Source organism: Geodermatophilus sp. SYSU D01105, assembly GCF_054050095.1.
Genome location: NZ_JBJGYR010000013.1, coordinates 118,029 through 143,825 on the forward strand (window position 1 = coordinate 118,029; position 25,797 = coordinate 143,825).

The following is a 25,797-nucleotide window of genomic DNA, read 5'->3' on the forward strand; positions in this document are numbered from 1 at the left end:
GGCTCCAGGTCCGCTCCGCTCCTCGGTCGCTGGCGCTCCCTGCGATGCTCACTCACCTGTCGACTCCTCCCATGACCGGGTCGAGGGAGGCGATCGCCGCGATGACGTCGGCGATCATGCCGCCCTCGCTCATCGCCGCCGTCGCCTGCAGGTTGACGAAGCTGGGGTCGCGCACGTGCACGCGCCACGGTCTGGTCCCGCCGTCGCTGACCACGTGGTAGCCGAGCTCGCCGCGCGGGGACTCGATCGGCACGTACACCTGCCCGGCCGGCACCCGGAACCCCTCGGTGACCAGCTTGAAGTGGTGGATCAGGGCCTCCATCGACTGGCCCATGATGTGCTGGACGTGCTCGAGGGAGTTGCCCATGCCGTCGGGGCCGAGGGAGAGCTGCGCGGGCCAGGCGATCTTCTTGTCCTCGACCATGACCGGACCGGGCTCCAGCCGGTCCAGCGCCTGCTCGATGATCTTCAGCGACTCGTTCACCTCGGCCATGCGGACCAGGTAGCGGCCCCACGCGTCGCAGGTGTCCGCGGTCGGCACCTCGAAGTCGTAGGTCTCGTAGCCCAGGTAGGGCTCGACCTTGCGCAGGTCCCACGGCAGGCCGGCGGCCCGCAGCACCGGCCCGGTGACACCGAGCGCCAGGCACCCGGTGACGTCGAGGTAACCGGCGTCCTTGAGCCGGCGCTGCCAGATCGGCTGGCCGGTGAGCAGCTTGTGGAAGTCCGCGACCCGGGCGGGCATGACGTCGAGGAACTCGCGGATGTGCTCCACCGCGCCCGGCGGCAGGTCCTGCGCGAGGCCGCCGGGGCGGACGTAGGCGTGGTTCATCCGCAGGCCGGTGATCTCCTCGAGCAGGTCCAGGACCAGCTCGCGCTCCCGGAAGCCGTTGGTCATCCCGGTGAGGGCGCCCATCTCCATGCCGAAGGTGGCCAGCGCGACCAGGTGCGAGGCGATCCGGTTGAGCTCCATCACCAGCACGCGGATCGTCTGCGCCCGCTGCGGCACCTGGACGCCGAGCAGCTTCTCGACCGCCATGGAGTAGCCGGCCTCGTTGAACAGCGGGGACAGGTAGTCCATCCGCGTCACGAAGGTCGTGCCCTGGACCCAGTTGCGGTACTCGGTGTTCTTCTCGATGCCGGTGTGCAGGTAGCCGATGACCACCCGCGCCTTGGTCACCGTCTCGCCCTCGAGGTCGAGGACCAGCCGGAGGACGCCGTGCGTCGACGGGTGCTGCGGGCCCATGTTGACGACGAGCCGCTCCTCGCCGTACGCCTCGGTGCCGAGGGTCTGGTCCCAGTCGCCGCCGGTGACGGTGTAGACGCGGCCCTCGGTGGTCTCGCGCGAGCCGGCGTAGGGGTCGTACGTGGTGCTCATCGGTAGCTCCGGCGCGTGTCGGGCGGGGGGATGGTCGCGTCGTGGTACTCGACCGGGACCCCGCCGAGCGGGTAGTCCTTGCGCTGGGGGTGGCCGTCCCAGTCGTCGGGCATGAGGATCCGGGTCAGCGCCGGGTGGCCGTCGAAGACGACGCCGAACATGTCCCAGGTCTCCCGCTCGTGCCAGTCCGCCGTCGGGTAGGTCCCCACGACCGACGGGACGTGCGGGTCCTCAGCGGTGACCGCGACCTCCAGCCGGATGCGCCGGCGGTAGGTCATGGACGTCAGGTGGTAGACGACGTGCAGGCGGGGCCGCCCCGGGGTGGCGGCCGGACCGCCGCTGTCGAGGTAGTCGACCCCGGACACGCTGCTGCACAGCTCGAAGCGCAGGGCCTCGTCGTCCCGGAGGGCCTGCACGAGCGTCAGCAGGTGCTCCCGGGCGACGAAGTAGGTGATCTCCCCGCGGTCGACCAGCACCCGCTGCACCGCCGCGTCGTAGGTCGCCTGCCCGACGGCCTCGATGAGCGCGTCGGTGACCTCGTCGAAGTACCCGCCGTAGGGCCGCTCGGTGGAGTGCAGCGCGACCGCCCCACCGGGCTCGACGCGGACCAGCCCGCCGAAGCCCGAGGTGTCCCCGCTGCCGGAGACGCCGAACGCGCCCTTGCGGAAGCCACCGCTCGAGGCGGTCGCACCCTGCGCCGCGTCGTCCCGCGCGCGGTCGCCCGGCCCGGTCACCGTGTCACCTGCTCGGCTCCGGCCTCGTTCCGCTCCTCGGTCGCTGGCGCTCCCTGCGATGCTCGCTCGGCCGTCGCCGTCGCGGTCCCGCTCCGCACGTAGGGCTCCGGCAGCAGGACGGCCTTGCCCCCGCGCTGCTCGATCGCGAACTGGCCGGTGCGCCGCTCGGCGGCGGCCAGCTCGTAGGCCTGCCGCGCGGCCCTGTCCACCCGCACCGTCGAGGGCATCTCGACGTGGAGGTCCTTCGCCCGGCCCTCGGCGCGCGCCTGCTCCAGCTCGCGGGCCCGCTTCGGCCCGAGGGGCTCGTTCATGATCTTGTGGTGCAGCTTGAGGATCGCGTCGGTGAGCATCTCCGGCCGCGGCGGGCACCCGGGCAGGTACATGTCGACCGGGACGATGTGGTCGACGCCCTGCACGATCGCGTAGTTGTTGAACATCCCCCCGGAGCTGGCGCAGACGCCCATGGCCAGCACCCAGCGGGGCTCGGGCATCTGGTCGTAGATCTGCCGCAGGACCGGCGCCATCTTCTGGCTCACCCGGCCGGCCACGATCATCAGGTCGGCCTGGCGCGGCGAGGCCCGGAAGACCTCCATGCCGAACCGGGCGAGGTCGTAGCGGCCCGCGCCGGTGGCCATCATCTCGATCGCGCAGCAGGCCAGGCCGAAGGTGGCCGGCCACAGCGAGGACTTGCGGGTCCAGTTGACCAGCTTCTCCACCGTGGTCAGCAGGACACCGCTCGGCAGCTTCTCCTCGAGTCCCATGGCAACTCCCCTGGTCAGTCCCACTCGAGTCCGCCGCGACGCCACACGTAGGCGTACGCGAGGAACACGGTGGCGATGAACACGACCATCTCGACCAGCCCGAAGACGCCGAGCGCGTCGTTGGCGACCGCCCACGGGTAGAGGAAGACGATCTCGATGTCGAAGACGATGAAGAGCATCGCCGTCAGGTAGTACTTGACCGGGAAGCGACCGCCGGTCAGCGGCTGGTCGACCGGCTCGATGCCGCACTCGTAGGCGGCGAGCTTGGCCCGGTTGTAGCGGCGCGGGCCGACGAAGGGCGCGACCGTCACCGAGAACAGTGCGAACGCCGCGGCCAGCGCGAACAGCCCCACGATGGGGACGTAGGTCGAGAGCATCAGCGGGACCCTCCGGCGAGGGGGCTTCCGGGCGCGGGGGTCCGCGGGCCCGTCGGGACGAGGTCGGCTCGGCGCATCGCGGCAGGCATGGTCAGACCGCCGGCGCCAGTCGGGTGAGGACGTGGACGACGCGGTCGAACCGGTCGCCGTCCCGGCCGTCGGAGAGGTTGCCCATCAGCCGCAGGGCGGCGTTGACCATGGCCGGCCGCTTGAGGCCGTGGGCGGTGGCGAACCGCACCAGTCCGGGGCGGTCGAGCAGCGCGAGGAAGGCCGTGCCGAGGCGGTGGTGGCGGCCGTAGGCCTCGCGCAGCCGGGCGGGGTGGGCCTGCAGCGCCGCCTCCCGCGCCGGGCCCTCGGGCCGGGCGAGGGCCTCGACCGCCGCCTCCGCGGCCATCCGCCCCGTCTCGAGCGCGTAGCTGATGCCCTCGCCGTTGAACGGGTTGACCGTGCCGGCGGCGTCGCCGGCCAGCAGCAGACCGCGGGTGTAGGCCGGTCGGCGGTGCAGCGCCATGGGCAGACCCGCGCCGCGCAGCGGGGTGACCGCGTGCTCCTCGCCGAACTGCCACTCCGGCGGGAGCGTCGCCAGCCACTCGCGCAGCACCGCGCGGGGTTCGGCGCCGGTCCCCCGGCGGCGGTCGAGCAGGCCGAAGCCGACGTTGCTCGTGCCGTCCCCCATGCCGAACGCCCAGCCGTAGCCGGGCATGGAGTCCGCGCTCGGCCCGTCGGCGGTCAGGTCGAAGGAGATGTCCAGGTAGTCGTCGTCGGTCCGCGGCGAGCGGACGTACCGGCGGACGGCGACGCCCAGCGGCCGGTCCTCGCGGCGGACCAGGCCCAGCGCCTTGCCCAGCCGGCCCGACAGGCCCTCGGCCGAGACGACCAGCGCCGCGCGCCAGTCGGCCGGGCTCCGGTCCGGGCCCTCCTCGGCGTGCACGCCGGCCACGCGTCCGGCGTCGTCGAGCAGCGGGCCGGTGACGGTGACGTCCTGCACGACCCGGGCGCCGGCCGCCTCCGCGTGCGCGGCCAGGCCGGCGTCGAGGTCGCGGCGGTTGCGGACCAGGCTGTACGCGGGCCAGTGCGCCAGTCGCGGCCAGTCCACCTCGACGACCTGACCGCCCCCGGTGACCCGCAGCCCCTTGTGCCGCACCCAGCCGGTGGTGTCGACGCCCATGTCGGCCAGGGCCTTCACCCCGCGGGGCGTGAGCCCGTCACCGCAGACCTTCTCCCGCGGGAAACGGGACTTCTCCAGGACGACGACGTCGAGACCGGCCCGCGCGAGGTGCCAGGCCGCCGAGGAGCCCGCGGGGCCGGCGCCGACGACGAGCACGTCCGCCCGCCGCTGGTCGTCGTCCACCTCGGCCCCCTCGCCTCGCGTCCGCGCGACCTTGTGAAAAGGTTCACAAAGTCCCTCGGTCCCTACCTTATGCCGGGGTGTGACCTTGGTGACAAGTGCCCTTCCGGGAACCGCACGTCACGGTTCCATCAAGGACCCGTCCTCCTCACCGCTCGCGAGCTCGCGGCGAGCCCCTGGACGGGGCCGACCTGCGCACGTCGGGGTCAGGGCCGGGGCTTGCGGCCCCGGTGCAGGGCCACCACGCCGCCGGTGAGGTCCCGCCAGGCGACGTCGGACCAGCCGGCCGCCTGCACCCGGGCGGCCAGCGCGGGCTGGTCGGGCCAGGCCCGGATCGACTCGGCCAGGTAGACGTAGGCGTCGGGGTTGCTGCTGACCGCGCGGGCGATCCGCGGCAGGGCGCGCATGAGGTACTCGGTGTACAGCGTGCGGAAGGGCGCCCAGGTGGGGCTGGAGAACTCGCAGACCACCAGCGTGCCGCCGGGCCGGGTCACCCGCGCGAACTCCCGGAGCGCGGCGTCGGGGTCGGCCACGTTGCGCAGGCCGAAGGAGATGACGACGCCGTCCACGCTCTCGTCGGCCAGGGGCAGCGCCATGGCGTCGCCGGCCACCTTGGGCACCGGCCGGTCGGCCCCGGCGCGCAGCATGCCCTGGGAGAAGTCGCACGCGATCGCCCGCACGCCGCCACTCGCCAGCTCCACCGTGGAGACCGCGGTGCCCGCGGCGACGTCGAGCACCGTCTGGCCGGGGCGGGCGCCCAGGGCCTCCCGTGTGGCCCGGCGCCAGGCGGCGTCCCGGCCTCCCGAGAGCACCGTGTTCGTGAGGTCGTAGCGCCGCGCGACCCGGTCGAACATGGCCGCGACGTCGGCCGGCTGCTTGTCCAGACCCGCTCGCACGCCGGCGGTGTGTGCGCCCTCTCGCCGGTTCCCCACGGCGGGGACGCTACCGGGCTGCCTACGCTGGGTCCGTGACAGCGGCGGCCCTGACCTCCCCGGAGGCGCTCACCCCCGTCGTCACCACCACCCCGCTGCCCGACGTCCCCGCCCTGCTGGACGTCCTGCCGCGCGCCGGCGCCCTCTCCTGGGTGCGCCGCGGCGAGGGCCTGGTCGGCTGGGGCGAGGCCGCGCGGCTGGAGGTGTCCGGTGCCTCCGCGCTGGCGGAGGCGGCCGACTGGTGGGCCGGGCACAGCGCCGGCCTCGACGTCGACGACCGGCTCGGCGTCCCGGGCACGGGGCCGGTCGTGTTCGCCAGCATCGCCTTCGACCCGGCCGCCGGGACGTCGGTGTTCGTCGTCCCCGAGGTCGTCGTCGGGCGGCGGGACGGCATCGCGTGGGTGACCACCACCGGCGACGCGGACCCGCTCGACGTGCTGGCCTCGACCGCCGCCGTCGAACCCGCCCCCCTGGGCCGGCTGCGGTACGCCGACGGGGCGATGGACTCCGCGTCGTGGTGCGCGACCGTGGAGGCGGCGGTGGAGCGGATCACCGCGGGCGAGCTGGCCAAGGTGGTGCTCGCCCGCGACCTGCTGGTGACCGCCGACGCGCCGCTGGACCCCCGCTCGCTGCTGGCCCGGCTGGCCGCACGCTTCCCCGACTGCTGGACCTTCGCCGTCGACGGGCTGCTGGGCGCCACCCCCGAGCTGCTGCTGCGCCGCACCGGCCGCGAGCTGTCCTCGCGGGTGCTGGCCGGGACGGCGCCGCGCGGGGCGGGCGCGGAGGACGAGCGGCTGGCCGCCGCCCTCCTCGGCTCGGCCAAGGACCGCGCCGAGCACGCGCTGGCCGTGGAGTCGCTGGTGCGCGCCCTGGAGCCGTACTGCTCGACCCTCAGCGCGCCGGACGAGCCGGCCCTGCTGACGCTGGCCAACGTGCGGCACCTGGCCACCGACGTCACCGGCGTCCAGCGCCGCGGCGGCGCCCGCGGGAGCGCCGGCCTGCTGGAGCTGGTCGGTGCGGTGCACCCGACCGCCGCCGTCTGTGGCACGCCCACGGAGGCCGCCGCCGGGGTGATCGGCGAGCTCGAGGGCATGGACCGCGGCCGCTACGCCGGCCCGGTCGGCTGGCTCGACGCCCGCGGGGACGGCGAGTTCGGGCTGGCCCTGCGCTGCGCCCAGCTGTGCGACGACGACCCGGCGACCGCGCGGCTGTTCGCCGGCTGCGGGATCGTCGCCGGCTCCGACCCGGCGGCCGAGCTGGCCGAGACCCAGGCCAAGTTCGCCGCGTTCCAGGCGGCCCTGGAGGCCTGAGGTCGCAGCCGCACCCCGGTGCGGGAGGGTGCCGGATGCCCAGGCGGCTCGGCAGCCCTGGTTCTGGACTGCCGAGCCTGGGTGCGCGGGACTGCCGGCCGCCCCAGGCACCGTGGGCTGCCCCTGCCCCGACGATCACCGTCTCAACCGGCGGCCGGCACGGCCTCCACCCCGGTGGTCAGGCGCCCACCAGGGCCTCGGCCGCGGCGGTCCGCAGCGCGGCCGCCAGCTGGGCCTCCACCCGCTGGTCGGTGCGGACGACGACCACCCGCGGACCCCCGGTCGCGAGGACGGCGGCCAGCTGCGCCGGACCGTCCACCGCGGTCGCCGGCCAGCCCAGCGCCTCGGCGACCGCGACCAGGTCCCGGCCGTGCGGCGTGCCGAACACCCGCCGGTAGCCGGCCTCGTACCGCGACTGCCCGGGCTCGAGCTGGGCGAAGATCCCGCCCCCGTCGTTGTCGGGCACCACGAGGGTGAGGTCGGGCAGCACCTCGCCGTCCCCCGGGAGCAGGCCCTGGAGGTCATGCAGGAAGGTCAGGTCACCGAGCAGCGCGACCGCCGGGCCGCCGCGGGCCCGCTGGTGGGCGAGCGCCGCACCGACGGCGGTCGACACCGTGCCGTCGATCCCGGCGACGCCGCGGTTGGCCAGCACGCGGACGCCGTCCCGGGGCACGGCCAGGCGGTCGACGTCCCGGACCGGGGTGGAGGAGCCGAGGACCAGCAGGGCGCCGCCGGGCAGGGCGGCCACCAGGTCGCGGGCCAGCCGGCCGGCCGACAGCCCCGGGACGGCGTCCAGCACCCCGTCGACCGCCGTCCCCACCCGGCCGGAGGCGGCGCACCAGCCGGCCCGCCAGGCCGGGTCGGCCGCCGCGCCGCCGGCCGGGAGCGCTCCCACGGCCGCCGTCGAGCGGCCCGCGTCGGCCCAGCGCGGCGCGGCCGCCACCGTCTCCACGCGCACCGCGGGGTCGGCCAGCAGCGCCGACACGGGCCGGGACAGGGTGGGCCGGCCCACGACCAGGACCCGCTCCGGACGGTGGGCGGCCAGCCAGTCGGCCGCGCCGAGCAGCAGCGCGCCACCGCGCACCGCCGCCGACCACGCGCCGCTGGAGGGCTCCGCGACGACCGGCCAGTTCCGCTCGCCGGCCAGCTCGGCCGCGGCCCGGCCGAGCGCCTCGGGCGCGTCCCCGACGACCACGAGGGTCCGGGCCGGGCCGGCGTCGCCCGGCGGGGGGACGCGCGGCACGGCGCCGTCGGTCCAGGGCGCCCCGTCGGGGCGGCCGGCCCACGGCTCGGCGAGCTCGGCCGGGGCGCGGTCGTCGGGCAGCAGCGGCTCCCGGAACGGCAGGTTGAGGTGCACCGGGCCGGGGTCGGCCGAGAGCGCTCCGCGGGCGGTCAGCAGGGCCTTGGCCACCAGCGAGCGCCAGTAGCGGTTCTGGGCGGCCTCCCGACCGGCCTCGGGCACGCCGACGTCCACCGCGGCGCGGACCGCGCGCCCGTAGAGGCCCGGCTGGGCGATCGTCTGGTTGGCCCCGGTGTCGCGCAGCTCCGGCGGGCGGTCGGCGGTGAGCGCCAGCAGCGGCACGCCGGAGGCATCGGCCTCGAGGACGGCGGCGTGCAGGTGCGCGGTCGCCGTCCCGGAGGTGGTCAGCACCGGCACCGGGCGCCCCGAGGCCCTGGCCAGCCCGAGGGCGAGGAAGGCCGCCGTCCGCTCGTCGATGCGCACGTGCAGGGTCAGCCGCCCCGCGCGCTCGGCCTCGAACAGGGCCAGCGCGACCGGGGCCGACCGTGAGCCGGGGGCGAGCACCGCGTCGGTGACGCCGCCGCGGACCAGCTCGTCGACGAGCACCCGCGCCAGCGCGGTGGAGGGGTTCACGCGGCCACCGCGGCGAGCCGGGCGCGCCAGCGGGCCTCGACCTCGGGCCCGGCGGCGACCTCGGCCAGCCGGTCGGGCGTCACCGGCCGGACCGGCAGGACGCCGTCGACCGGGAGCAGCGGGTCGCCGGTGACGTCGCCGGTGAACAGCGCGACGGTCGCCAGGCCGCAGGCGAAGGGCAGCTCCGGCAGCGCGGCGGCCAGCGCGACCCCGGCGGCGATGCCGACCGACGACTCCAGCGCCGAGGACACGACGCAGGGCAGGCCGTGGGCCTCGGCCACGCGCAGCGCGGCGCGCACGCCGCCCAGCGGCTGCACCTTGAGGACGACGACGTCGCAGGCCTCCCGCAGGTCCACCCGCAGCGGGTCGCCCGCGCGCCGCACCACCTCGTCGGCGGCGACCCGGACGTCGACCCGGCGGCGCAGCGCGGCCAGCTCGGCGAGCGTGGCGCACGGCTGCTCGACGTACTCGAGGCCGACGCGGTCCAGCTGCCGGATGCGGGTCACCGCGGTGTCGACGTCCCAGGCGGCGTTGGCGTCGACCCGGATCGCGCCGTCGGGCCCCAGCGCGTCCCGGACCGCCTCCAGCCGCGCCAGGTCGTCGGCCGGCGCCTGCCCGGGCTCGGCGACCTTCACCTTGGCGGTGCGGCAGCCCGACGCCGTCACGATGCCGTGCGCCCGGTCGGCGTCCACGGCCGGCACGGTCACGTTCACGGGGACCGACGCCCGCACCGGCGCCGGCCAGCCCTCGTCCGCCGCCTCCACGGCCGCGGCCCACCAGCGGCGGCTCTCCGCGACGTCGTAGTCCCAGAACGGGGAGAACTCGCCCCACCCGGCGCGACCACGCACGAGCACGCCGTCGCGGACGTCGATGCCACGGAACCGGGTGCGCATCGGCACCGACCAGACGTGCGGCTCGAGCTGGTCCCCGGCCGCGTCCGTCACGCAGACCAGCGTAGAGAAGGCCGCCGGGCCGCCCACCACGCGCACGCTCGCGCCGGGTTGCTGCCGGGCGCCGCGCAGTAGCCTGGTTCCTCGTGCCCCGGCAGCTCACCCTCCTCCCCGCGCCGGCCGACCCGCTCGACCTCCTCCCCCCGCTGCGCGCCGCCCTCGACGGGGCGGCGCCCCTGGCCGTGCTCCCCGCGGGCCCCCCGGCGGCCGCAGCGGCGGCCCGCGCGGTGCTGCGTCCGGGTGCGCCGCTCGAGCCCGGCGCGGACCTCGTCGTCGTCACCTCCGGCTCGACCGGCGGCGGCCGCGGGGTGCTGCTGCCGGCGGCGGCGGTGCGCGCCTCCGGGGAGGCCACGCTGGCGCGGCTCGGCGGCCCGGGCAGCTGGCTGCTGGCGCTGCCGGTGTCGGCGATCGCGGGGCTGCAGGTGCTCTGCCGGTCGGTCCTCGCGGGCACCCGGCCCACCGTGCCGGCCAGGGGCGAGCGGCTCGCCGACGCCCTCGCCCGGATGCCCGGCGGACGGCGGTACACCGCGCTCGTGCCCACCCAGCTGCGCCGGTACCTCGACGCCGACGCCGGGGCGCTGCGGGCGTTCGACGCGGTGCTGGTCGGCGGGGCGGCCACCGACCCGGCCCTGCTGGCGCGGGCGCGGGAGGAGGGCGTCGCCGTCGTGACCACCTACGGCATGACCGAGACGGCCGGTGGCTGCGTGTACGACGGGGAGCCGCTGGAGGGCGTGCGGGTGCGTGTGACCGACGGGGGGATCGAGCTGGCCGGGCCGGTGCTCGCGCTCGGCTACCGCCTCGACCCCGAGGGCACCACGGCCGCGTTCGCCGACGGCTGGTTCCGCACCCGGGACGCCGGGTCGCTCACCGCCGGGCGGCTCACGGTGCACGGCCGGCTGGACGACGTGGTGGTCACCGGCGGGGTCAACGTGGCGCCGCAGGCGGTGGAGGGGGTCCTGCGGGAGCACCCGGACGTGGCCGACGCCGTCGTCTTCGGCCGGCCGGACGACGAGTGGGGGCAGCGGGTGGTCGCCGCCGTCGTCCCGGCCCCCGGCGCCGAGCCCGACCTGGCCGGGCTGCGGCCGTGGGTGGCCGAGCGGCTGGGGCCGCCCGCCGCGCCGCGGGAGCTGCACCGGATCGCCGCCGTCCCGACCCTGCACACCGGCAAGCCCGACCGCCGCGGCGTCGCGGCGGTCATCGACGAGAGGCACTGACCATGGCCACCCCCGCGCAGTGGCTGGCCGGCGCCCGCCCCCGCACGCTGCCCGCCGCCGTGGCGCCCGTGCTCGTCGGCACCGGCGCGGCCGCCGCGCTCGACGGCTCCCGCCTCGGCCCGGCGCTGCTGGCGATGGTCGTCGCGCTGGCCCTCCAGGTCGCGGTCAACTACGCCAACGACTACTCCGACGGCACACGCGGCACGGACGCCGCACGGGTCGGTCCGATGCGGCTGGTCGGCTCGGGTGCGGCGACGCCCCGCCAGGTGCTCCTCGCGGCGGTGCTGTCCTTCGCCGTCGCCGGGGTCGCCGGGCTGGCGCTGGCGGCACTGTCGAGCTGGTGGCTGGTCGCGGTCGGCGCGGTCTGCATCGTCGCGGCCTGGACCTACACCGGGGGCCCGCTGCCCTACGGCTACCGGGCGCTGGGCGAGGTGTTCGTCTTCGTCTTCTTCGGCCTGGTCGCCGTCGTGGGGACGACGTTCGCGCAGACCCGCACGGTCGAGGGGCTCGCGGTGGCCGCCTCCGTACCGATCGGGCTGCTCATCGTGGCCCTGCTCGTGGTGAACAACCTCCGCGACATCGACGGGGACGCCGCCGTCGGCAAGCGCACCCTGGCGGTGCTGGTCGGCGACCGGGGCACCCGCGTGCTGTTCACCGCGCTGGTGGTCGTCGCCTTCGCGGTGGCCGTCGCCATCGGCGTCGTCCGGCCGTGGGTGCTGCTGACCCTGCTCGCCGCCCCGCTGGCCGTGCCGCCGGTCCGCACGGTGCTCTCCGGCGGGCGCGGGCCGGTGCTCATCGGCGCCCTGCAGGGCACGGGCCTGCTCACCCTCGTCACCGGCGTCCTGCTGGGCGCGGGGCTGGCCCTGAGCGGTTGAGGCCCCGCCTCCCGGAGGTCCTCCCTCAGGCGCCGTCCCCGGTGAGGCGGGCGGCGATGTCCTGCTTGGCCTGCTTGCGGGCGACGCTGCGCGCGGCCAACCCCTCGGTCAGCCGCTCCCGGGACGGGCGCAGCAGCAGGTACGAGACGGGCATCGACAGCAGCAGCCCGAACAGCAGGCCCGGGAAGCCGGGCAGGCCCAGCCACCACAGCAGCAGCACCAGCGCGGCCGCGATGGCGAGCCGGCCCACGGTGTAGATGACCAGCCAGGGGGCGATCCGCGGCCGCGCCGCCGGCCCCCCGGTCGGCGCCTGCGGCACCGTCGGTTCAGCGCTCTCGGCCATGTCGGCCCTCCCACTTGGTGCTCAGCACGACCGTCGTCCGTGTCCGGGCGACGCCTCTGATCCTGTTCAACGCGCTGATGGTGCCTCCAGTGCCGGGATGTCGGTCACCCGCACCTTGAGGACGTAGCCCTCGCTGCCGGCGACCCGCCAGCAGTCCTCGACCTCGGGCATGGCGCGCAGCGCCTCCTCGATGCCGGTGTCGTCGACCGAGTCGCTCTCGATGACGCTCACCAGCGCGGTGACGTCGAGCCCCAGCGCGGCCGGGTCGACGATCGCCTCGTAGCCGAGGACGACGCCCGCGGCCTCCAGCTTGCCGACCCGCTCGTGCACCGCCGGGGAGGACAACCCCACCTGCCGGGCCAGCTCGGCGTAGCTCGCCCGCCCGTTGGCGCGCAGCAGGTCGATCAGCTGCCGGTCGACGGCGTCGATGGCCCTCTCCCCTCACCCGCGGCTGCCTGCCGCGGTCGAGTATCGCCGCGCACGTACTGTGGGGTGCACTCGGGCTCGACGGGCGAGGGGGGAGCAGACGCCACGGCCTTCGTGGTGGTGCTGGTGGTGGCGATCGCCGTGGTCGTCCTGGTGATGCGCGCGGCCGCGCAGGGTCCCGGCGGGAGCGGCGGCGTCCGCGCGCCGCGCCGGCCTCGTCCCCGGCCGCAGCGGGACGTGCGGCCGCTGGCCCCGGACGACGACCCGGACTTCCTGCGGGAACTGGAGCGCCGCGCCCGGCGGGACGACGGCTCCCCCGCCTGACCGACCCCCGGCACGAGTCCGGGGTCCTTCCTCAGGCGGCTCGGGAGCCGAAGAAGCGGCGCCAGCCGCGCGGCCGCGCCGGTGCGGCGGGTGGCTGCTGCGGCGCCGGCTCGGTCATGCCGCCCGGCCACCCGGTGCTGCCCCCGGTGGACGGGCCCTCGTCGGTCCGCGTGGGCCAGCCGACGTTGCTGTGCGTGCCCTCGGCGCGCATGTCCCCGTGCCGCCCGGAGGGCACCCCCTCCGCCCGCCGGGCCAGCGCCGCGGCGACGACGGGGTGGACAGCGGCGCCGTCGGCGGCCGCGTGCCTACCCACGGCGGACCGCCCCGTTTCGCGTCATGCGCGCATGGAAGCACGCGCGCCGCCCCGCGTCACGTCGCCGGGCGCCGGGATCCCGGGCGTGTCATCCCGACGGAGGGGTGCCGGGAGGCTCAGCTCACCCCGGCGTAGCTGTGCAGCCCGGTGGAGACCATGTTCACGTAGAGCAGGTTGAAGACCATCACGACCAGGCCCACGACGTCGACCCACGCCGCCGGGCGGCCCCGCCAGCCGGCCGTCGTCCGGGCGTGCAGGTAGCCGGCGTAGACGACCCACGCGATGAACGCCCAGGTCTCCTTGGGGTCCCAGCCCCAGAACCGGCCCCAGGCGCTCTCGGCCCAGATGGCGCCGGCGATGATCGCGAAGGTCCAGATCGGGAAGCCGAAGACGACGGTGCGGTGGGCGACCCGGTCCAGCGTCGCCGCCGAGGGCAGCCGGTCGAGCACCGACGCCCCACCGTGCCCCCCGCGGGCGTCGTGCCGGACGCGCAGCAGGTAGAGGACGCTGGCGATGCCGCTGACGAAGAACACGCCGAAGCCGATGATCGCGGTGCTGACGTGCACCGCCAGCCAGCTCGACCGGAGCGCGGCGACCAGCGGACCGGCCTCGGCGTAGAGGAACAGCCCGATCGCGACGAGCGAGAGCACCACGGGGGCGAGCACGAAGGCGCCCATGCTGCGGACACCGGGCACGCGCACGGCCAGCACCAGGAAGGCCACCACCCCGATGAGGACCACGGCGGTGGCGAACTCGTACATGTTGCCCCAGGGCAGCCGCCCGGCGGCCATCCCGCGGGTGACCAGGACGCCGGTGTGCACGACCGCGCCCACCGCGGTGAGGCCGACGCCGGCCAGCCCCCAGCGGGCGCTGCGCTGCGGAGCGGAGGGCGCCGGTGCGTCGCCGTCCACCCCGGGACCGCTCGCCCCGACGCCGGCGGCGACCAGCTCGCGGGTCGGCCGGCGACCGAAGGCCAGCTGCGCGGAGAAGGCGACGACGGCCACCGAGTAGAGGGCGACGGTGATCGAGAAGAGTGAGTCCGACAGCTCGGCCAGCGACTGGTCAACGGGCACTCGGGGAGCCTCCGGTTCCGGTGCGGACCCCGCCGGACGACGGGGCGGGAGTCGTGGGGGCACGCTCGTCGAGCGCCGCCCGCAGGCGGCCGGTCAGCTCGGCGAACCGGGTGGCGCTCTCGCCGCCGCCCCTGGTCAGCGAGCCGACCGTCAGCACGGTACCGCCGCCGTCGGGGGCCGGTCCGACCCGGGCGAAGAAGCGCTCGCGGCGCAGCAGCAGCAGGGCCAGCAGCCCGACCAGCAGGCTGACGGCGGCGCCGAGCACCCACACCTGGCCGGGGTCGTGGGAGAACTGCAGGGCGGCGAACTGAGCGACGCCGTCGAAGGTGATCGCCGTGCCGTCGGGCAGGGTCAGGGTCTCCCCCACCGCGAGGTTGGCCCGGCCCACCTCGGTCAGCCGGCCGCGGTCGATCTGGCTCTGGTCCAGCGAGTACACCGACTGCGGCAGGCCCGAGTCCAGGCCCAGGTAGCCCTGGAAGGCCAGGATCGCGACCTGCGGGTCCAGCGGTCGCGGGTCGACCGAGGTCAGGATGCCGCCCTGGAGCACGCCGGTCGGGGCGAAGAAGCCCTGGATGGCCAGCTGGTCCTCCACGCCCGCGCCGAGGTCGGGCAGCTTGAGCGCGCCCTCGCTGGCCAGCGTCGACTGGTCGGTGGGGAGGAAGGGCGCCGACACGCCCTCGAAGACCCGGCCGTCGGGGAGCGTGACGGTGAACCGGGGGCTGTAGCCGTGGCCGGTGACGTAGACACGGTCGCCGTCGATCCGCAGCGGGTCGTTGACGCCGATCGTCGTCGTCCGGCCCTCCTCGCCGGGTGCGCCGTAGGAGACGTCCGCGGTGTAGGAGGACGCGGTGAGGTCCTCCTCGTACTCGGCGCGGAAGTCGTCGAGGTCGACGCACAGCGGCGTGAGGTCGGCCCCCTCCACCAGCGGGCCGGCGGAGTAGGTGTCGTACTGCTGGAAGGAGTTGCAGAACCCCTGGCCCTCGGTGACGAGGATGCTGCCCTCGTACCCCCAGAGCTTGCCGCCGGCCAGGCCCAGCAGCAGGGCGACGAGGGAGAGGTGGAACAGGATGTTCCCGGACTCCTTCCAGGAGCCCTTCTCCGCGGACAGCTCGGGCCCGCCTGCCGCAGGACCCGGCGGGGTCGACACCGCACCGTCCCGTCGCACGACCCGGAAGCGGAGCACCCGCAGCTCCTCCTCGACGACGTCGAGGGCGGCGGGGCCGGCCAGCGGGGTGGCCAGCTCGGCGGAGTCGGGCAGCCGCATCAGCCGACGGGGAGCCGGCGGCGGGGCCGCGCGCAGCGCGCGGACGTGCTCGACCAGCCGCGGGACGACGCAGCCGATGAGCGAGACGAACAGCAGCAGGTAGACCGCGGCGAACCACGGCGAGCTGAAGACGTCGAACAGGTACAGCCGGTCCAGCCAGGGCGCGAGCGTCGGGTGGTCGGCGAAGTACTGCCGCACGTTGTTCTGGTTCAGCGACCGCTGCGGCAGCAGCGACCCGGGGATGGCGGCCAGCGCCAGCAGGAACAGCAGGATGATCGCCGTCCGCATGGCGGTGAGCCGGCGCCACCAGCGCAGCGCCAGGTTCAGCGCGCGCCGGCCGGGCGAGGGGCGGGCCGGCGGCTGGGGCGCCGCGGGCGGCCGCGTCGGGGCCTCGACGGTCACGCCGCCTCCTCACTGGCGCTCGTCGACGTCGTGCGCGGCGTCGGTGTGCTCGTGGATGACCTCGCGGCGCTCACAGCGAGGTCTCCGCGAGGCCGGTGGCGGCCAGCCAGGACCGCAGCCAGCCCATCATCTCGGTCCACGCGCCGGTGACCAGCAGGACGCCGACGACGAGCAGCAGCGCGCCGCCGACGCGGGTGACGCTGCGGGCGTGCCGGCGCAGGAAGGACGTCGCGCCCAGGGCCCACCGGGCGCCGAGGGCGACCAGGACGAAGGGCACCCCCAGGCCCAGGCAGTAGGCGACGCCGAGGAGGGCACCGCGCCCGGCGGTCGCCTCGACGTAGGCCAGCGAGTTGACCGCGGCGAGCGTGGGCCCCAGGCAGGGCGTCCAGCCCAGCCCGAAGACGACGCCCAGCAGCGGCGCCCCGGCCAGCCCGGCGACCGGGCGGGCCGAGAGCCGGGCGGTGCGCTGCAGGAACGGCAGCCAGCCGAGGAAGGCCAGCCCCATGACGATCGTGACGACGCCGAACACGCGGGTGAGGACGTCGGCGTGCTGCAGCAGCAGCCGGCCCAGCCCGCCGAACGCGGCGCCGAACGCGACGAAGACGACGGTGAAGCCGAGGACGAACAGCAGCGCGCCGAGCACCATCCGGCCGCGGGGCGACCGCTCGTCGACCTCGGTGCGCACCGCGGTCGCCGTCCCGCCGCCCACAGGGGACGGGGCCGCGGCGCGGGGACGCGCGCCCGCGCCGGCCAGGCCGGTGACGTAGGAGAGGTAACCGGGCACCAGCGGGAGGACGCACGGCGAGGCGAAGCTGACCAGCCCGACCAGGGCGGCCACCCCGGCGGCGACGAGCAGCGGGCCGTCGGTCACCAGGCCGCTGAAGGTCTCCCCCATCAGCCCTCCTCCGCCAGCAGCCGGTCGAGCACGGCGCGCAGGTCCTCCTGCGCGACCTCGCCGGTGTAGACGGCCGCCACCCGGCCGTCCCGGTCGAGCACGATCGTGGAGGGGATCGCGTTGGCGGGGTAGTCCCGGAAGGCCAGCGCGACCTCGCCGCGGGGGTCGTACAGGGAGGGGAACTCGATGCCCTCGCTGTCGACGAAGGCCTGCGCGAACTGCTCGCTGGTCTCCTTGACGTTCAGCCCGAGGAACGCCACGCCCCGGTCGCGGACGTCGGCGTAGACCTCCTGGAACTCCGGGGTCTCCACCCGGCAGGGCGGGCACCAGGAGCCCCAGAAGTTGAGGACGGCGAGGTCCCCGGACAGCTCGCTCGAGGAGAACTCGCCCCCGCCGAGCAGGGTCCCGGAGAAGTCGGGCGCGGCGGCCCGCTCCCCCTCGGGGATGACCTCCCCGGCCGGGGTGCCCGCGACGAAGCGGAACTCGCCGCCGTTGTTGACGTCGACCGCGTTCGCCCCGGTGGAGCACCCGGCGAGGAGCACCGCCCCGGCCAGCACCCCGAGCAGGTCCCTCACACCGGGGCCTCCGCGGCGACGGAGAGCGCCGGCGGGGCGTCGTCGTGGGGTGGACCTCATGCGCCGGGGACCGCGTCGGGGTCGGTGGCGCCGGCCGGCTCGGCGTAGGAGATCCCCACGAACCGGTCGCCGTCGTAGGTGAGCGAGGTGACGCTGGCCAGGCCGCACTGCCGGCGGCGCGGGTCGTGCGCGTAGCGGCGCCCCTCGAGGTGCAGCCGCAGGGTCCAGATGGGCAGCTGGTGGCTCACACAGACCGCGGCCCCGCCACGGGCGGCGTCGCGGGCGGCCTCGACGGCGGCCAGCATCCGAGCGGCGATCTCCACGTAGGGCTCGCCCCAGGAGGGCCGGAACGGGTTGCGCAGCTTCCACCAGTGCTGCGGCTGACGCAGCGCGCCGTCACCGACGCCGACCCGCAGCCCCTCGAAGGCGTTGCCCGCCTCGACGAGCCGCTCGTCGATGGTCACCGGCAGGTCCAGCACCTTGGCGATCGGCGCGGCGGTCTGCTGCGCCCGCTCGAGCGGGCTGGACACCAGGTGGGTGACGGGTGGGTGGGAACCGGCGCCGGTCTCGAACCACTCCGCGGCGGCCAGTGCCATCGCCTCGCCGGTGTCCGACAGCCGGTACCCGGGCAGCCGGCCGTACAGGACCCTGTCGGGGTTGTAGACCTCGCCGTGGCGCAGCAGGTGGACGACGGTGGTCTGCCCCCGTGCCGGAGCCATCAGGTGCTCATCTCGGCAGGGTCCTCGGCGGGCGGCGCGGTGGCGGGCTCGGCCGCCGCGGCGGCGCGGGCAGCGGCCGGGAGCGCGTCGAGCACCCGGTTCACCGCCTCGTCGTCCAGGGCCGCGCTCACGAACCACGCCTCGAACGCCGACGGCGGCAGGTAGACCCCGCGGGCGAGCATCGCGTGGAAGAAGGCGGTGTAGCGGGCGGCGTCCTGGGAGCGCGCGTCGTCGTAGTCGCGCACCTGCCGCTCGTCGGGGACGAAGAAGACCGAGAACATCGACCCGGCCTGCTGCACCCGGTGGCGGACGCCGGCGGCGAACAGCGCCGCGCTGGCCGCGCCGCGCAGGGTCGCGGCGACCTCGTCGCAGCGGGCGTAGACCTCGTCGGTGCAGTGCCGCAGCGTGGTGAGCCCCGCGGCGACCGCGACCGGGTTCCCCGACAGCGTGCCGGCCTGGTACACCGGCCCGGCCGGCGCCAGGTGGTCCATGAGGTCGGCGCGGCCGCCGAACGCGGCGGCGGGCAGCCCGCCGCCCATGACCTTGCCGAAGGTGAACAGGTCGGCGTCGACCGGGTCGAGGCCGTACCAGCCCGAGCGCGAGACGCGGAAGCCGGTCATGACCTCGTCGAGGATGAGCAGCGCCCCGTGCCGGGCGGTGATCCGCCGCAGCTCGGCGTTGAACCCGTCCAGCGGCGGGACGACGCCCATGTTGCCCACCGCGGCCTCGCTGATGACCGCGGCGATCTCCGAGCCCCGCTCGGCGAAGACGGCCTCGACGGCGGCGACGTCGTTGTAGGGCAGGACGACGGTGTCGGCGGCCGCGCCCGTGGTGACGCCCGGCGTGTCGGGCAGGCCCAGGGTGGCCACGCCCGAGCCGGCCGAGGCCAGCAGGGAGTCCACGTGGCCGTGGTAGCAGCCGGCGAACTTGACCAGCAGCGGCCGGCCGGTGACGCCGCGGGCCAGCCGCACCGCCGACAGCACCGCCTCGGTGCCGGAGTTGACCAGCCGCACCCGCTGCACCGGCGGCATGCGGGCGATGATCTCCTCGGCCAGCTCCAGCTCGCCCTCGGTCGGGGCGCCGAAGGTCAGCCCGCGGCGGGCGGCGGCGGTGACCGCCTCGACGACGGCGGGGTGGGCGTGGCCGAGGATCAGCGGTCCCCACGAGGCGACCAGGTCCACGTACCGGCGTCCGTCGGCGTCGGTGAGGTAGGCGCCCTGGCCCGACGCCATGAAGCGCGGGGTGCCGCCGACCGCGCGGAACGCGCGGACCGGGCTGTTCACCCCGCCCGGGGTGACCCGTTGCCCGCGGGCGAACAGGTCGGCCGACGTGGGGGCCTCGTAGGCGTACGGGGGGCTGTCCAGCGAGGTCACGAGCCCAGTGTCCCTCTCCTGTCCGGGTGCCTGTCGGGGGCGTCGGTCACAGCGGCGAGCAGGACGGTGCTGAGCGCGGCCGGGTCGCGGGTGGGGACCAGCACGGTGCGCCCGTCGGCGAGCCGCAGCGGCAGCCCGGCCCGGCCCCGCGGCAGCGATCCCGTGCCGCCGAGGACGGGAGCACCGGCGTCCACCCCCGCCGTCCCCTCGCTCACCGCGCGCAGGTGGGCGGCGTCGACGTCGGCGAGCCGGACGTGTTCGCGGCCGACGGAGAGCGCCTCGTCGTCCACCCGCACCGTCCCGGCGCGGCGGGTCATGAGCACGTGACCGGCGACGGCGCCCAGGACGACACCGGCGAGCGCCCAGGGCACGCCCGGCCCCGGCAGTGCCAGGTCCAGGACGGCGAGGAGCCCGAGGGCCCCGGCGGCCAGCCAGAACGGCCGCCAGGAGCCCCCGGGCTCGACGTACGAGGTCACCGCACCCAGCGGGCCGCCTCCACCGCCCAGTAGGTCAGCACGGTGCCGGCGCCGGCCCGGCGGATGGCGGTGAGCGTCTCGAGGATCGCCCGCTGCCGGTCCACCCAGCCGTTGGCCGCGGCCGCCTCGAGCATCGCGTACTCGCCGCTGACCTGGTAGGCGCTGACCGGGACGTCGACGGCGTCGGCGACCCGGGCGACGATGTCCAGGTAGGGCAGCGCGGGCTTGACCATGACCGCGTCCGCGCCCTCGGCGAGGTCCTGCGCGACCTCGCGCAGCGCCTCGTCGGCGTTGGGCGGGTCCATCTGGTAGGTCGAGCGGTCGCCGAACTGCGGCGCCCCCTCGGCGGCCTCCCGGAACGGGCCGTAGAAGCCCGAGGCGTACTTGGCGGCGTACGCGAGGATCGGCGTCTCGGTGAACCCGGCGCTGTCGAGCCCCGCGCGGATCGCCGCGACCTGGCCGTCCATCATCCCGCTGGGCGCCACCAGGTGGGCCCCGGCCTGGGCCTGGGCGATCGCCACCGCCGCGTAGCGGTCCAGCGTGGGGTCGTTGTCGACCACGCCGGCCGGGGTCACGACGCCGCAGTGCCCGTGGTCGGTGTACTCGCACAGGCACAGGTCGGCCATGAGCACCAGCTCGTCGCCGAGGTCGGCGCGCAGCTGCTGCAGCGCGACGTTGACGATCCCGTCAGCGGCGTCGGCCTGCGAGCCGACCGGGTCCTTGTCGGCGGGGATGCCGAAGAGCATCAGCCCGGAGATGCCGGCCTCGGCCGCCTCGTGCGCGGCCTTGCGCAGCGAGTCCAGCGTGTGCTGGACGACGCCGGGCATCGAGGAGATCGGCACCGGCTCGGCGATGTCCTGCTTGACGAACACCGGCAGCACGAAGTCCGCCGGCGCCAGCCGGGTCTGCGCGGTGAGCCGCCGCAGCGCGGGCGTGGACCGCAGTCGGCGCCCGCGCGCGAACCCGGGGGTCGCTCCGCCGCTCACTTGGCGTCGCCCTCCTCCTCGGCGCGGCGGGCCGCGGCGAACGCGGCCAGGGCGTCCACCAGCGGGGCGACGGCGGCGGTCTCCGGCTGGACGTCGACCCGCAGGCCGAACTCCTGCGCGGTCGCGGCCGTCTGCGGGCCGATCACCGCGACGACGGTCTTCGCGTGCGGCTTGCCGGCGATGCCGACCAGGTTGCGCACGGTGCTCGACGAGGTGAAGCACACCGCGTCGAAGCCGCCGCCCTTGATCGCCTCGCGGACCGGGGCGGGCGGCGGGGCGGCCCGGACGGTCCGGTAGGCGGTGACGTCGTCGATCTCCCAGCCGCGCTCCTTCAGGCCCGCGGCGAGGGTCTCGGTGGCGATGTCGGCGCGCGGCAGCAGCACCCGGTCGATCGGGTCCAGGACGTCGTCGTACTCGGGGAAGTCGGCCAGCAGACCCTGGCTGGACTGCTCGCCCGCCGGCACCAGCTCCGGCGCGATGCCGAAGGCCCGCACCGCCTCGGCGGTCTGCTCACCGACGCAGGCGACCTTGACACCGGCGAACGCCCGGGCGTCGAGGCCGAGCTCGACGAACTTCTCGCGGACGGCCTTCACCGCGTTCACCGACGTGAACACGATCCAGCCGTAGCGGCCGGTGACCAGGCCCTTGATGGCGCGGTCCATCTGCGCCGGGCTGCGTGGCGGCTCGACGGCGATGGTCGGCACCTCCACCGGCACCGCCCCGTAGGCGCGCAGCCGGTCGCTCATGTCGCCGGCCTGGTCCTTGGTGCGCGGGACGAGCACCCGCCAGCCGAACAGCGGCCGGCTCTCCCACCACGACAGCTTGCCGCGCTTGTCCACGGCCGACCCGACGGTCGCCACGACCGGCCCGGTGACGGCGTCGAGCCCGGCGGTCTTCTCCGCCACGGCGGTGAGCTTGGCGACGACGCTCTTCTGGCCGGTGCCCGAGCCGCCGGTGGTCACCACGACCGGCGTGCTGCCGGAGAGGCCGCCCTCGACCAGCCGCGCCGCCGCGTCGGGGAGGTCCTCGGCGTTGCCCTGCAGGACCAGCGGGGCGTCGAGGCGCTTGGCCGCGGCCGCGAGCGCGGCGAGGTCGGCCTCGCCGCCGCGCAGGTCGGCGGTGACCGCGGTGCCGCCGAGGGCGACCCCGGCGAAGGCGGGGACGGCGGTGGCGGGGGCGACGCCGGGGACGACGTCGAAGCCCACCGACGAGCGGCCGACGGCGAGCACCTCCTTGACCGCGGCGTCGGAGGTGAACGGGTCACCGGCGACCAGGCGGACGACGGTGCCACCGCCCTTGGCCGCCGCGACCGCCGTCTTGGCGACCTCGGCCGGCTCACCGGTGACGGTGGTCAGCTCCAGCTCGGGACGCTCCTCGCGGACGGCGTCGGTGAGCGCGGCGGGGACGTCGGCGTCGACGAGGACCGTGTCGGCCTCGGCGAGCGCCGCGGTCGCCCGGGCGGTCAGCATCCCGGGGTCGCCCGGGCCGGCGCCGACGAAGACGACCGTGCCGGCCGTCCCGCCGTTCTGCTTGCGGAAGCGCGTCATCGCGTGCTCCTGTTCTGAGCCCGGAAGGGCTGGTGTGCGGGGGTTCGGGGGGAGGCCGGGGCGTTCTGCCCGGCGCGGGGGGAGAGGGTCATCGGGACGCCGCCATGAGCTCGGCCGCGCCGCGGTCGAGCAGCTCGGCGGCGAGCTCGCGGCCGAGCCGCTCGGCCTCGGCGGGCGGCCCCGAGGTCGAGCCGCGGACGCCGTCGCTGCCGTCCAGCGCCGTCACCGAGGCGCGGAGGAACAGCTCGGGGCCGTCCTCGCCCTCGGCCAGCTCGGCGTAGGCGGCGACCGGCGCGCTGCAGCCGGCCTCGAGCGCGGCGAGCGTGGTGCGCTCGGCGACCACGCAGGCGCGGGTCGCCGGGTCGTCCAGGGCGGCGAGCAGCTCGCGGGTGCCGACGTCGTCGGCCCGGCACTCCACGGCCAGCGCACCCTGCGCGGGTGCGGGGAGCACCTGCAGCGGGTCGAGGGTCTCGGTGACGGCGTCCAGCCGGCCCAGCCGGGTCAGCCCGGCGCGGGCCAGCACGACGGCGTCGAGGTCGCCCGGCACGACCCGCGCCATGCGGGTGTCCACGTTGCCCCGGATCGGCACGACCTCCAGGCCGAGGCCGAGGGCCCGCAGCTGGGCGACCCGGCGCGGGGCGCCGGTGCCCACGCGGGCTCCGGGGAGGAGCTCGCCGAGGGTCAGCCCGTCGCGGGCGACGAGCGCGTCGCGCGGGTCCTCCCGAGGCGGGACGGCGGCCACGGTGAGGCCGGGCTCGGGCAGCGTGGGCAGGTCCTTGTAGCTGTGGACGGCGACGTCGACGGTGCCCTCGAGCAGTGCCCGGCGGATCGCCGCGACGAAGACGCCGGTGCCGCCGAGCTGGGCGATCGCCGCCGAGGAGCGGTCCCCCTCGGTGCTGATGTGCACCAGCTGGACCGGGACGCCGCTGGCCGCGGTGATCGCGTCTGCGACCGCCTGGGACTGCGTGGTCGCCAGCTGGCTGGCCCGCGTGCCCAGCCGCAACGGCGCTGTCGACGTCGTGGTCACCGTGCCCATGGGCGACCTCGCGAGCTCGGTCACGCGGGACCACCGCCCTGCCGCAGCTCGTCGGGGTCGACGGTGACCGCCTCGGCGAGGTTGGCCCGCTCCGGGGCGACCTCGGCGTCGATCCCCAGGCCGAAGAGAGCCCGCAGCGCGTCGGCGTAGTCCACGCCGCCCGGCGCGCTGGCCAGCTCCTTGACCCGCACCGTCGGCTCGTGCAGCAGCTTGTCGACCACGCGGCGCACGGTGCGGGCGACCTCGTTGCGGGCCCGGGCGTCGAGGTCGGGCACCCGGGCGGAGAGCCGCAGCAGCTCGGCGTCGACCACCTCGGCGGCCTGGCTGCGCAGCGCGGAGACCGTCGGCGCGACCGCGGCGGCCTGCCGCTCGGCACGCAGCAACGCGGTCTCGGCCTCGATGAGGGCGTGCGCCGCGGCGACGTCGTCGGCCGCCACCGGGCTGGCCGCCGAGACCCCCTCGGCGCTGCGCTCACCCTGGAGCAGCGCCAGGTCGACGACGTGCACGCCGGGGACGGCCGCGACCCCGGGGTCGACGTCGCGCGGGAGGGCCAGGTCGACGACCACCAGGGGGCGGTGCACACGGCCGGCCATCGCGGCGGACACCACGTCCGTGCCGATCACCAGGCCGCGGGCGCCGGTGCAGGTGACCAGCACGTCGGCGGCGGCGATCTCCTCGGGCAGCCGGGACAGGTCGGCGGCGCGGCCCTCGACGGCGCTGGCCAGCCGCTGGGCGTGCGCCGGCGTGCGGCTGCTCACGGTCACCGAGGCGCCGCGCCGGGCCAGCGTGGTCGCGGCCAGCGCACCCATCGAACCCGCTCCCACGACGAGCGCCGGGCGGCCCTGCAGGGAGCCGATGCGCTCCTCGGCGCGGTCGAGGGAGACCGACACCAGCGAGGCGCCGGCCCTGTCGATGCCGGTCTCGGAGTGGACCCGCTTGCCGACGCGCAGCGCCCGCTGGGCGACCGGGTGCAGCGCGCGGCCGACGGTGCCCTGCTCGCGGGCGAGGGCGTAGGCGTTGCGCAGCTGCCCGAGCACCTGGGTCTCGCCGACCACCATCGAGTCCAGGCCGGCGGCCACGGTGAACAGGTGGGTGACGGCCTGGTCCTCGTAGTGGACCGTCACGTACGGCGAGAGCTCCTCGACCGTGGCCCCCGCCTGCCGGGACAGGACCCGGCTGACGTCGGCGACACCGCCGTGGAACCGGTCCACCTCGGCGAAGACCTCGACCCGGTTGCAGGTCGCCAGCACGATCGCCTCGCTCACGTGGTCGCTGCCGACCAGCTCGTGCAGCGCCTTGACCGTGTCGTCGGCACCCATCGCGAACTGCTCGAGGAGGGCGACGGGCGCGGTCTGGTGGCTCACGCCGACCGCGAGGAGGCTCATGCCATCACCTCCACGGCGGGCGCGGCGGTGGAGCGCTGCTGGCCGAGGAAGGCGAGGACCTGCAGCTCGACGGAGAGGTCGACCTGACGGACGTCGACCCCCGCGGGCGCGGACAGCGCCACCGGTGCGAAGTTCAAGATGCTCCTCACCCCGGCCGCGGTCAGCCGGTCGCAGACCGACTGGGCGACATCGGCCGGTGTCGCGATGACCCCGATCGTGGCCGCCGTCGTGGCGACCACGTCGTCGAGTTCCTCCATGGGACGGACCGACTGGCCGCCGATCCGCCGGCCCACCTGGGCCGGGGAGGCGTCGAACAGGCCGACGAACCGGAACCCGCGGCTGCCGAAGCCCGCGTAGTCGGCCAGCGCGGTGCCCAGGTTGCCGATCCCGACCAGGACGCAGGCGCGGGAGCGCTCGACGCCGAGCACCTGGGCGATGCGGTCGCGCAGGGTGGCCACGTCGTAGCCGACCCCGCGCACGCCGCACGGGCCGAGGTGGGTGAGGTCCTTGCGCAACCCGGCCGGGTTGACCCCGGCCGCGGAGGCCAGCTCGCCGGAGGAGACGGTGCCGCGGCCGCCGTCGGCCAGGCCGGTGAGCACCCGCAGGTACACGGCCAGGCGCGCGACGGTGGCCTCCGGGATCCGGGGCCGCGATGGGGACACGGGCCTCTCCTCGCTGGCGCTCGTCGACCCCGCGTCCAGAGGAGCTGTGTCTCCGCACGACCTCGCCAGCTCGGTCATGTGCCTGCTCCACAGCGGTCGCGCCCGTAGGTCCGGCGGGTGCCGGAGGCGGTCGAACGACATCGGGGACCCAGGCGGATTGCCGCCCGGCGTCCGCCACGGTAACCGCTTGTGAACGCAGGAACAAAGTCGCCGGGGGCCGGATCGGCCTCTGCCCAGCGCAGACGAGCC

Annotated in this window: 27 protein-coding genes; 4 read left to right on the top strand and 23 right to left on the bottom strand. The window is 76.1% G+C overall.

Annotation, left to right across the window (positions count from 1 at the left end; all coding sequences use genetic code 11):
* Positions 1–52: 52 nt before the first annotated feature.
* The 6 genes from ACI79I_RS14250 to ACI79I_RS14275 form a co-directional block, all read right to left on the bottom strand.
* Positions 53–1,375 carry an NADH-quinone oxidoreductase subunit D gene (locus ACI79I_RS14250; protein ID WP_456992966.1) on the bottom strand — a complete coding sequence of 441 codons (1,323 nt, stop codon included), beginning with the start codon at positions 1,373–1,375 and terminating at the stop codon, positions 53–55.
* On the bottom strand, positions 1,372–2,109 hold the full coding sequence (locus ACI79I_RS14255) for an NADH-quinone oxidoreductase subunit C (protein WP_456992967.1): 738 nt from the start codon (positions 2,107–2,109) through the stop codon (positions 1,372–1,374). Before ACI79I_RS14255 ends, ACI79I_RS14250 begins: the two co-directional genes overlap by 4 nt.
* A complete protein-coding gene (locus tag ACI79I_RS14260) occupies positions 2,106–2,870 on the bottom strand; it encodes a NuoB/complex I 20 kDa subunit family protein (protein ID WP_456992968.1) in 765 nt (254 codons plus the stop codon). Before ACI79I_RS14260 ends, ACI79I_RS14255 begins: the two co-directional genes overlap by 4 nt.
* Positions 2,871–2,884: 14 nt before the next feature.
* Complete coding sequence (locus tag ACI79I_RS14265) at positions 2,885–3,247, bottom strand: NADH-quinone oxidoreductase subunit A (RefSeq protein ID WP_456943717.1); 363 nt, start codon at positions 3,245–3,247, stop codon at positions 2,885–2,887.
* 91 nt (positions 3,248–3,338) lie between these two features.
* Positions 3,339–4,598 (bottom strand): geranylgeranyl reductase family protein, encoded by a 1,260-nt coding sequence (locus ACI79I_RS14270; RefSeq protein WP_456992969.1) that lies wholly within the window; start codon positions 4,596–4,598, stop codon positions 3,339–3,341.
* Between the two features lie 203 nt (positions 4,599–4,801).
* Positions 4,802–5,527 (bottom strand): demethylmenaquinone methyltransferase, encoded by a 726-nt coding sequence (locus ACI79I_RS14275; protein WP_456992970.1) that lies wholly within the window; start codon positions 5,525–5,527, stop codon positions 4,802–4,804.
* A 35-nt stretch (positions 5,528–5,562) separates the two neighbouring features.
* On the opposite strand from ACI79I_RS14275, the gene ACI79I_RS14280 reads away from it, so the two are divergent.
* A complete protein-coding gene (locus ACI79I_RS14280; protein WP_456992971.1) occupies positions 5,563–6,837 on the top strand; it encodes an isochorismate synthase in 1,275 nt (424 codons plus the stop codon).
* Positions 6,838–7,015: 178 nt separating this feature from the next.
* On the opposite strand, the gene menD is transcribed toward ACI79I_RS14280, so the two are convergent.
* Together menD and ACI79I_RS14290 are read right to left on the bottom strand one after the other, a co-directional pair.
* Positions 7,016–8,710 carry a 2-succinyl-5-enolpyruvyl-6-hydroxy-3-cyclohexene-1-carboxylic-acid synthase gene (gene menD, locus ACI79I_RS14285; protein WP_456992972.1) on the bottom strand — a complete coding sequence of 565 codons (1,695 nt, stop codon included), beginning with the start codon at positions 8,708–8,710 and terminating at the stop codon, positions 7,016–7,018.
* A complete protein-coding gene (locus ACI79I_RS14290; protein ID WP_456992973.1) occupies positions 8,707–9,654 on the bottom strand; it encodes an o-succinylbenzoate synthase in 948 nt (315 codons plus the stop codon). Before ACI79I_RS14290 ends, menD begins: the two co-directional genes overlap by 4 nt.
* A 92-nt stretch (positions 9,655–9,746) precedes the next feature.
* Here ACI79I_RS14290 and menE point away from each other — a divergent pair, with 92 nt between their 5' ends.
* A complete protein-coding gene (gene menE, locus ACI79I_RS14295) occupies positions 9,747–10,874 on the top strand; it encodes an o-succinylbenzoate--CoA ligase (RefSeq protein WP_456992974.1) in 1,128 nt (375 codons plus the stop codon).
* A gap of 2 nt (positions 10,875–10,876) precedes the next feature.
* Positions 10,877–11,749, top strand: a complete 873-nt coding sequence (locus ACI79I_RS14300; protein WP_456992975.1) for a 1,4-dihydroxy-2-naphthoate polyprenyltransferase — start codon at positions 10,877–10,879, stop codon at positions 11,747–11,749.
* Positions 11,750–11,774: 25 nt separating this feature from the next.
* On the opposite strand, the gene ACI79I_RS14305 is transcribed toward ACI79I_RS14300, so the two are convergent.
* Positions 11,775–12,092, bottom strand: a complete 318-nt coding sequence (locus tag ACI79I_RS14305) for a DUF4229 domain-containing protein (RefSeq protein ID WP_456992976.1) — start codon at positions 12,090–12,092, stop codon at positions 11,775–11,777.
* Between the two features lie 66 nt (positions 12,093–12,158).
* On the bottom strand, positions 12,159–12,521 hold the full coding sequence (locus ACI79I_RS14310) for an Lrp/AsnC family transcriptional regulator (RefSeq protein WP_456992999.1): 363 nt from the start codon (positions 12,519–12,521) through the stop codon (positions 12,159–12,161).
* 63 nt (positions 12,522–12,584) lie between these two features.
* Between ACI79I_RS14310 and ACI79I_RS14315 the strand changes: the two genes are divergently transcribed.
* Positions 12,585–12,842 carry a hypothetical protein gene (locus ACI79I_RS14315; RefSeq protein WP_456992977.1) on the top strand — a complete coding sequence of 86 codons (258 nt, stop codon included), beginning with the start codon at positions 12,585–12,587 and terminating at the stop codon, positions 12,840–12,842.
* Between the two features lie 31 nt (positions 12,843–12,873).
* On the opposite strand, the gene ACI79I_RS14320 is transcribed toward ACI79I_RS14315, so the two are convergent.
* The 13 genes from ACI79I_RS14320 to ACI79I_RS14380 all read right to left on the bottom strand — a co-directional run bounded on the left by ACI79I_RS14320 (position 12,874) and on the right by ACI79I_RS14380 (position 25,548).
* A complete protein-coding gene (locus tag ACI79I_RS14320) occupies positions 12,874–13,155 on the bottom strand; it encodes a hypothetical protein (protein ID WP_456992978.1) in 282 nt (93 codons plus the stop codon).
* Between the two features lie 116 nt (positions 13,156–13,271).
* Positions 13,272–14,228 carry a c-type cytochrome biogenesis protein CcsB gene (ccsB, locus tag ACI79I_RS14325; protein WP_456992979.1) on the bottom strand — a complete coding sequence of 319 codons (957 nt, stop codon included), beginning with the start codon at positions 14,226–14,228 and terminating at the stop codon, positions 13,272–13,274.
* Entirely contained in the window at positions 14,218–15,894 is a 1,677-nt protein-coding gene (gene resB, locus ACI79I_RS14330; RefSeq protein WP_456992980.1) for a cytochrome c biogenesis protein ResB, read from the bottom strand. The genes ccsB and resB overlap by 11 nt, the downstream gene beginning before the upstream one ends.
* 70 nt (positions 15,895–15,964) lie before the next feature.
* Positions 15,965–16,789 (bottom strand): cytochrome c biogenesis CcdA family protein, encoded by an 825-nt coding sequence (locus tag ACI79I_RS14335; RefSeq protein WP_456992981.1) that lies wholly within the window; start codon positions 16,787–16,789, stop codon positions 15,965–15,967.
* Positions 16,789–17,364 (bottom strand): TlpA family protein disulfide reductase, encoded by a 576-nt coding sequence (locus ACI79I_RS14340; RefSeq protein ID WP_456992982.1) that lies wholly within the window; start codon positions 17,362–17,364, stop codon positions 16,789–16,791. Before ACI79I_RS14340 ends, ACI79I_RS14335 begins: the two co-directional genes overlap by 1 nt.
* A gap of 56 nt (positions 17,365–17,420) precedes the next feature.
* Positions 17,421–18,083, bottom strand: a complete 663-nt coding sequence (locus tag ACI79I_RS14345) for a histidine phosphatase family protein (protein WP_456992983.1) — start codon at positions 18,081–18,083, stop codon at positions 17,421–17,423.
* The gene (gene hemL, locus ACI79I_RS14350; RefSeq protein WP_456992984.1) at positions 18,083–19,456 is read right to left on the bottom strand and encodes a glutamate-1-semialdehyde 2,1-aminomutase; all 1,374 of its coding nucleotides are present in this window, start codon (positions 19,454–19,456) and stop codon (positions 18,083–18,085) included. The genes ACI79I_RS14345 and hemL overlap by 1 nt, the downstream gene beginning before the upstream one ends.
* A complete protein-coding gene (locus ACI79I_RS14355) occupies positions 19,453–19,932 on the bottom strand; it encodes a hypothetical protein (RefSeq protein WP_456992985.1) in 480 nt (159 codons plus the stop codon). Before ACI79I_RS14355 ends, hemL begins: the two co-directional genes overlap by 4 nt.
* A complete protein-coding gene (gene hemB, locus ACI79I_RS14360) occupies positions 19,929–20,918 on the bottom strand; it encodes a porphobilinogen synthase (protein ID WP_456992986.1) in 990 nt (329 codons plus the stop codon). The genes ACI79I_RS14355 and hemB overlap by 4 nt, the downstream gene beginning before the upstream one ends.
* Positions 20,915–22,465 (bottom strand): uroporphyrinogen-III synthase, encoded by a 1,551-nt coding sequence (locus ACI79I_RS14365; protein WP_456992987.1) that lies wholly within the window; start codon positions 22,463–22,465, stop codon positions 20,915–20,917. Before ACI79I_RS14365 ends, hemB begins: the two co-directional genes overlap by 4 nt.
* An 88-nt stretch (positions 22,466–22,553) precedes the next feature.
* The gene (hemC, locus tag ACI79I_RS14370; protein WP_456992988.1) at positions 22,554–23,525 is read right to left on the bottom strand and encodes a hydroxymethylbilane synthase; all 972 of its coding nucleotides are present in this window, start codon (positions 23,523–23,525) and stop codon (positions 22,554–22,556) included.
* On the bottom strand, positions 23,522–24,886 hold the full coding sequence (locus ACI79I_RS14375) for a glutamyl-tRNA reductase (protein ID WP_456992989.1): 1,365 nt from the start codon (positions 24,884–24,886) through the stop codon (positions 23,522–23,524). Before ACI79I_RS14375 ends, hemC begins: the two co-directional genes overlap by 4 nt.
* The gene (locus ACI79I_RS14380) at positions 24,883–25,548 is read right to left on the bottom strand and encodes a redox-sensing transcriptional repressor Rex (RefSeq protein WP_456992990.1); all 666 of its coding nucleotides are present in this window, start codon (positions 25,546–25,548) and stop codon (positions 24,883–24,885) included. Before ACI79I_RS14380 ends, ACI79I_RS14375 begins: the two co-directional genes overlap by 4 nt.
* Positions 25,549–25,797 lie beyond the last annotated feature (249 nt).

Excerpts from the sequence above, each read along its gene's own strand:
- ACI79I_RS14345 (WP_456992983.1), bottom strand. The coding sequence starts at position 18,083 with ATGGCTCCGGCACGGGGGCAGACCACCGTCGTCCACCTGCTGCGCCAC.
- ACI79I_RS14260 (WP_456992968.1), bottom strand. The coding sequence starts at position 2,870 with ATGGGACTCGAGGAGAAGCTGCCGAGCGGTGTCCTGCTGACCACGGTG.
- ACI79I_RS14305 (WP_456992976.1), bottom strand. The coding sequence starts at position 12,092 with ATGGCCGAGAGCGCTGAACCGACGGTGCCGCAGGCGCCGACCGGGGGG.
- ACI79I_RS14335 (WP_456992981.1), bottom strand. The coding sequence starts at position 16,789 with ATGGGGGAGACCTTCAGCGGCCTGGTGACCGACGGCCCGCTGCTCGTC.
- ACI79I_RS14375 (WP_456992989.1), bottom strand. The coding sequence starts at position 24,886 with ATGAGCCTCCTCGCGGTCGGCGTGAGCCACCAGACCGCGCCCGTCGCC.
- ACI79I_RS14300 (WP_456992975.1), top strand. The coding sequence starts at position 10,877 with ATGGCCACCCCCGCGCAGTGGCTGGCCGGCGCCCGCCCCCGCACGCTG.
- ACI79I_RS14250 (WP_456992966.1), bottom strand. The coding sequence starts at position 1,375 with ATGAGCACCACGTACGACCCCTACGCCGGCTCGCGCGAGACCACCGAG.
- ACI79I_RS14265 (WP_456943717.1), bottom strand. The coding sequence starts at position 3,247 with ATGCTCTCGACCTACGTCCCCATCGTGGGGCTGTTCGCGCTGGCCGCG.
- ACI79I_RS14365 (WP_456992987.1), bottom strand. The coding sequence starts at position 22,465 with ATGACGCGCTTCCGCAAGCAGAACGGCGGGACGGCCGGCACGGTCGTC.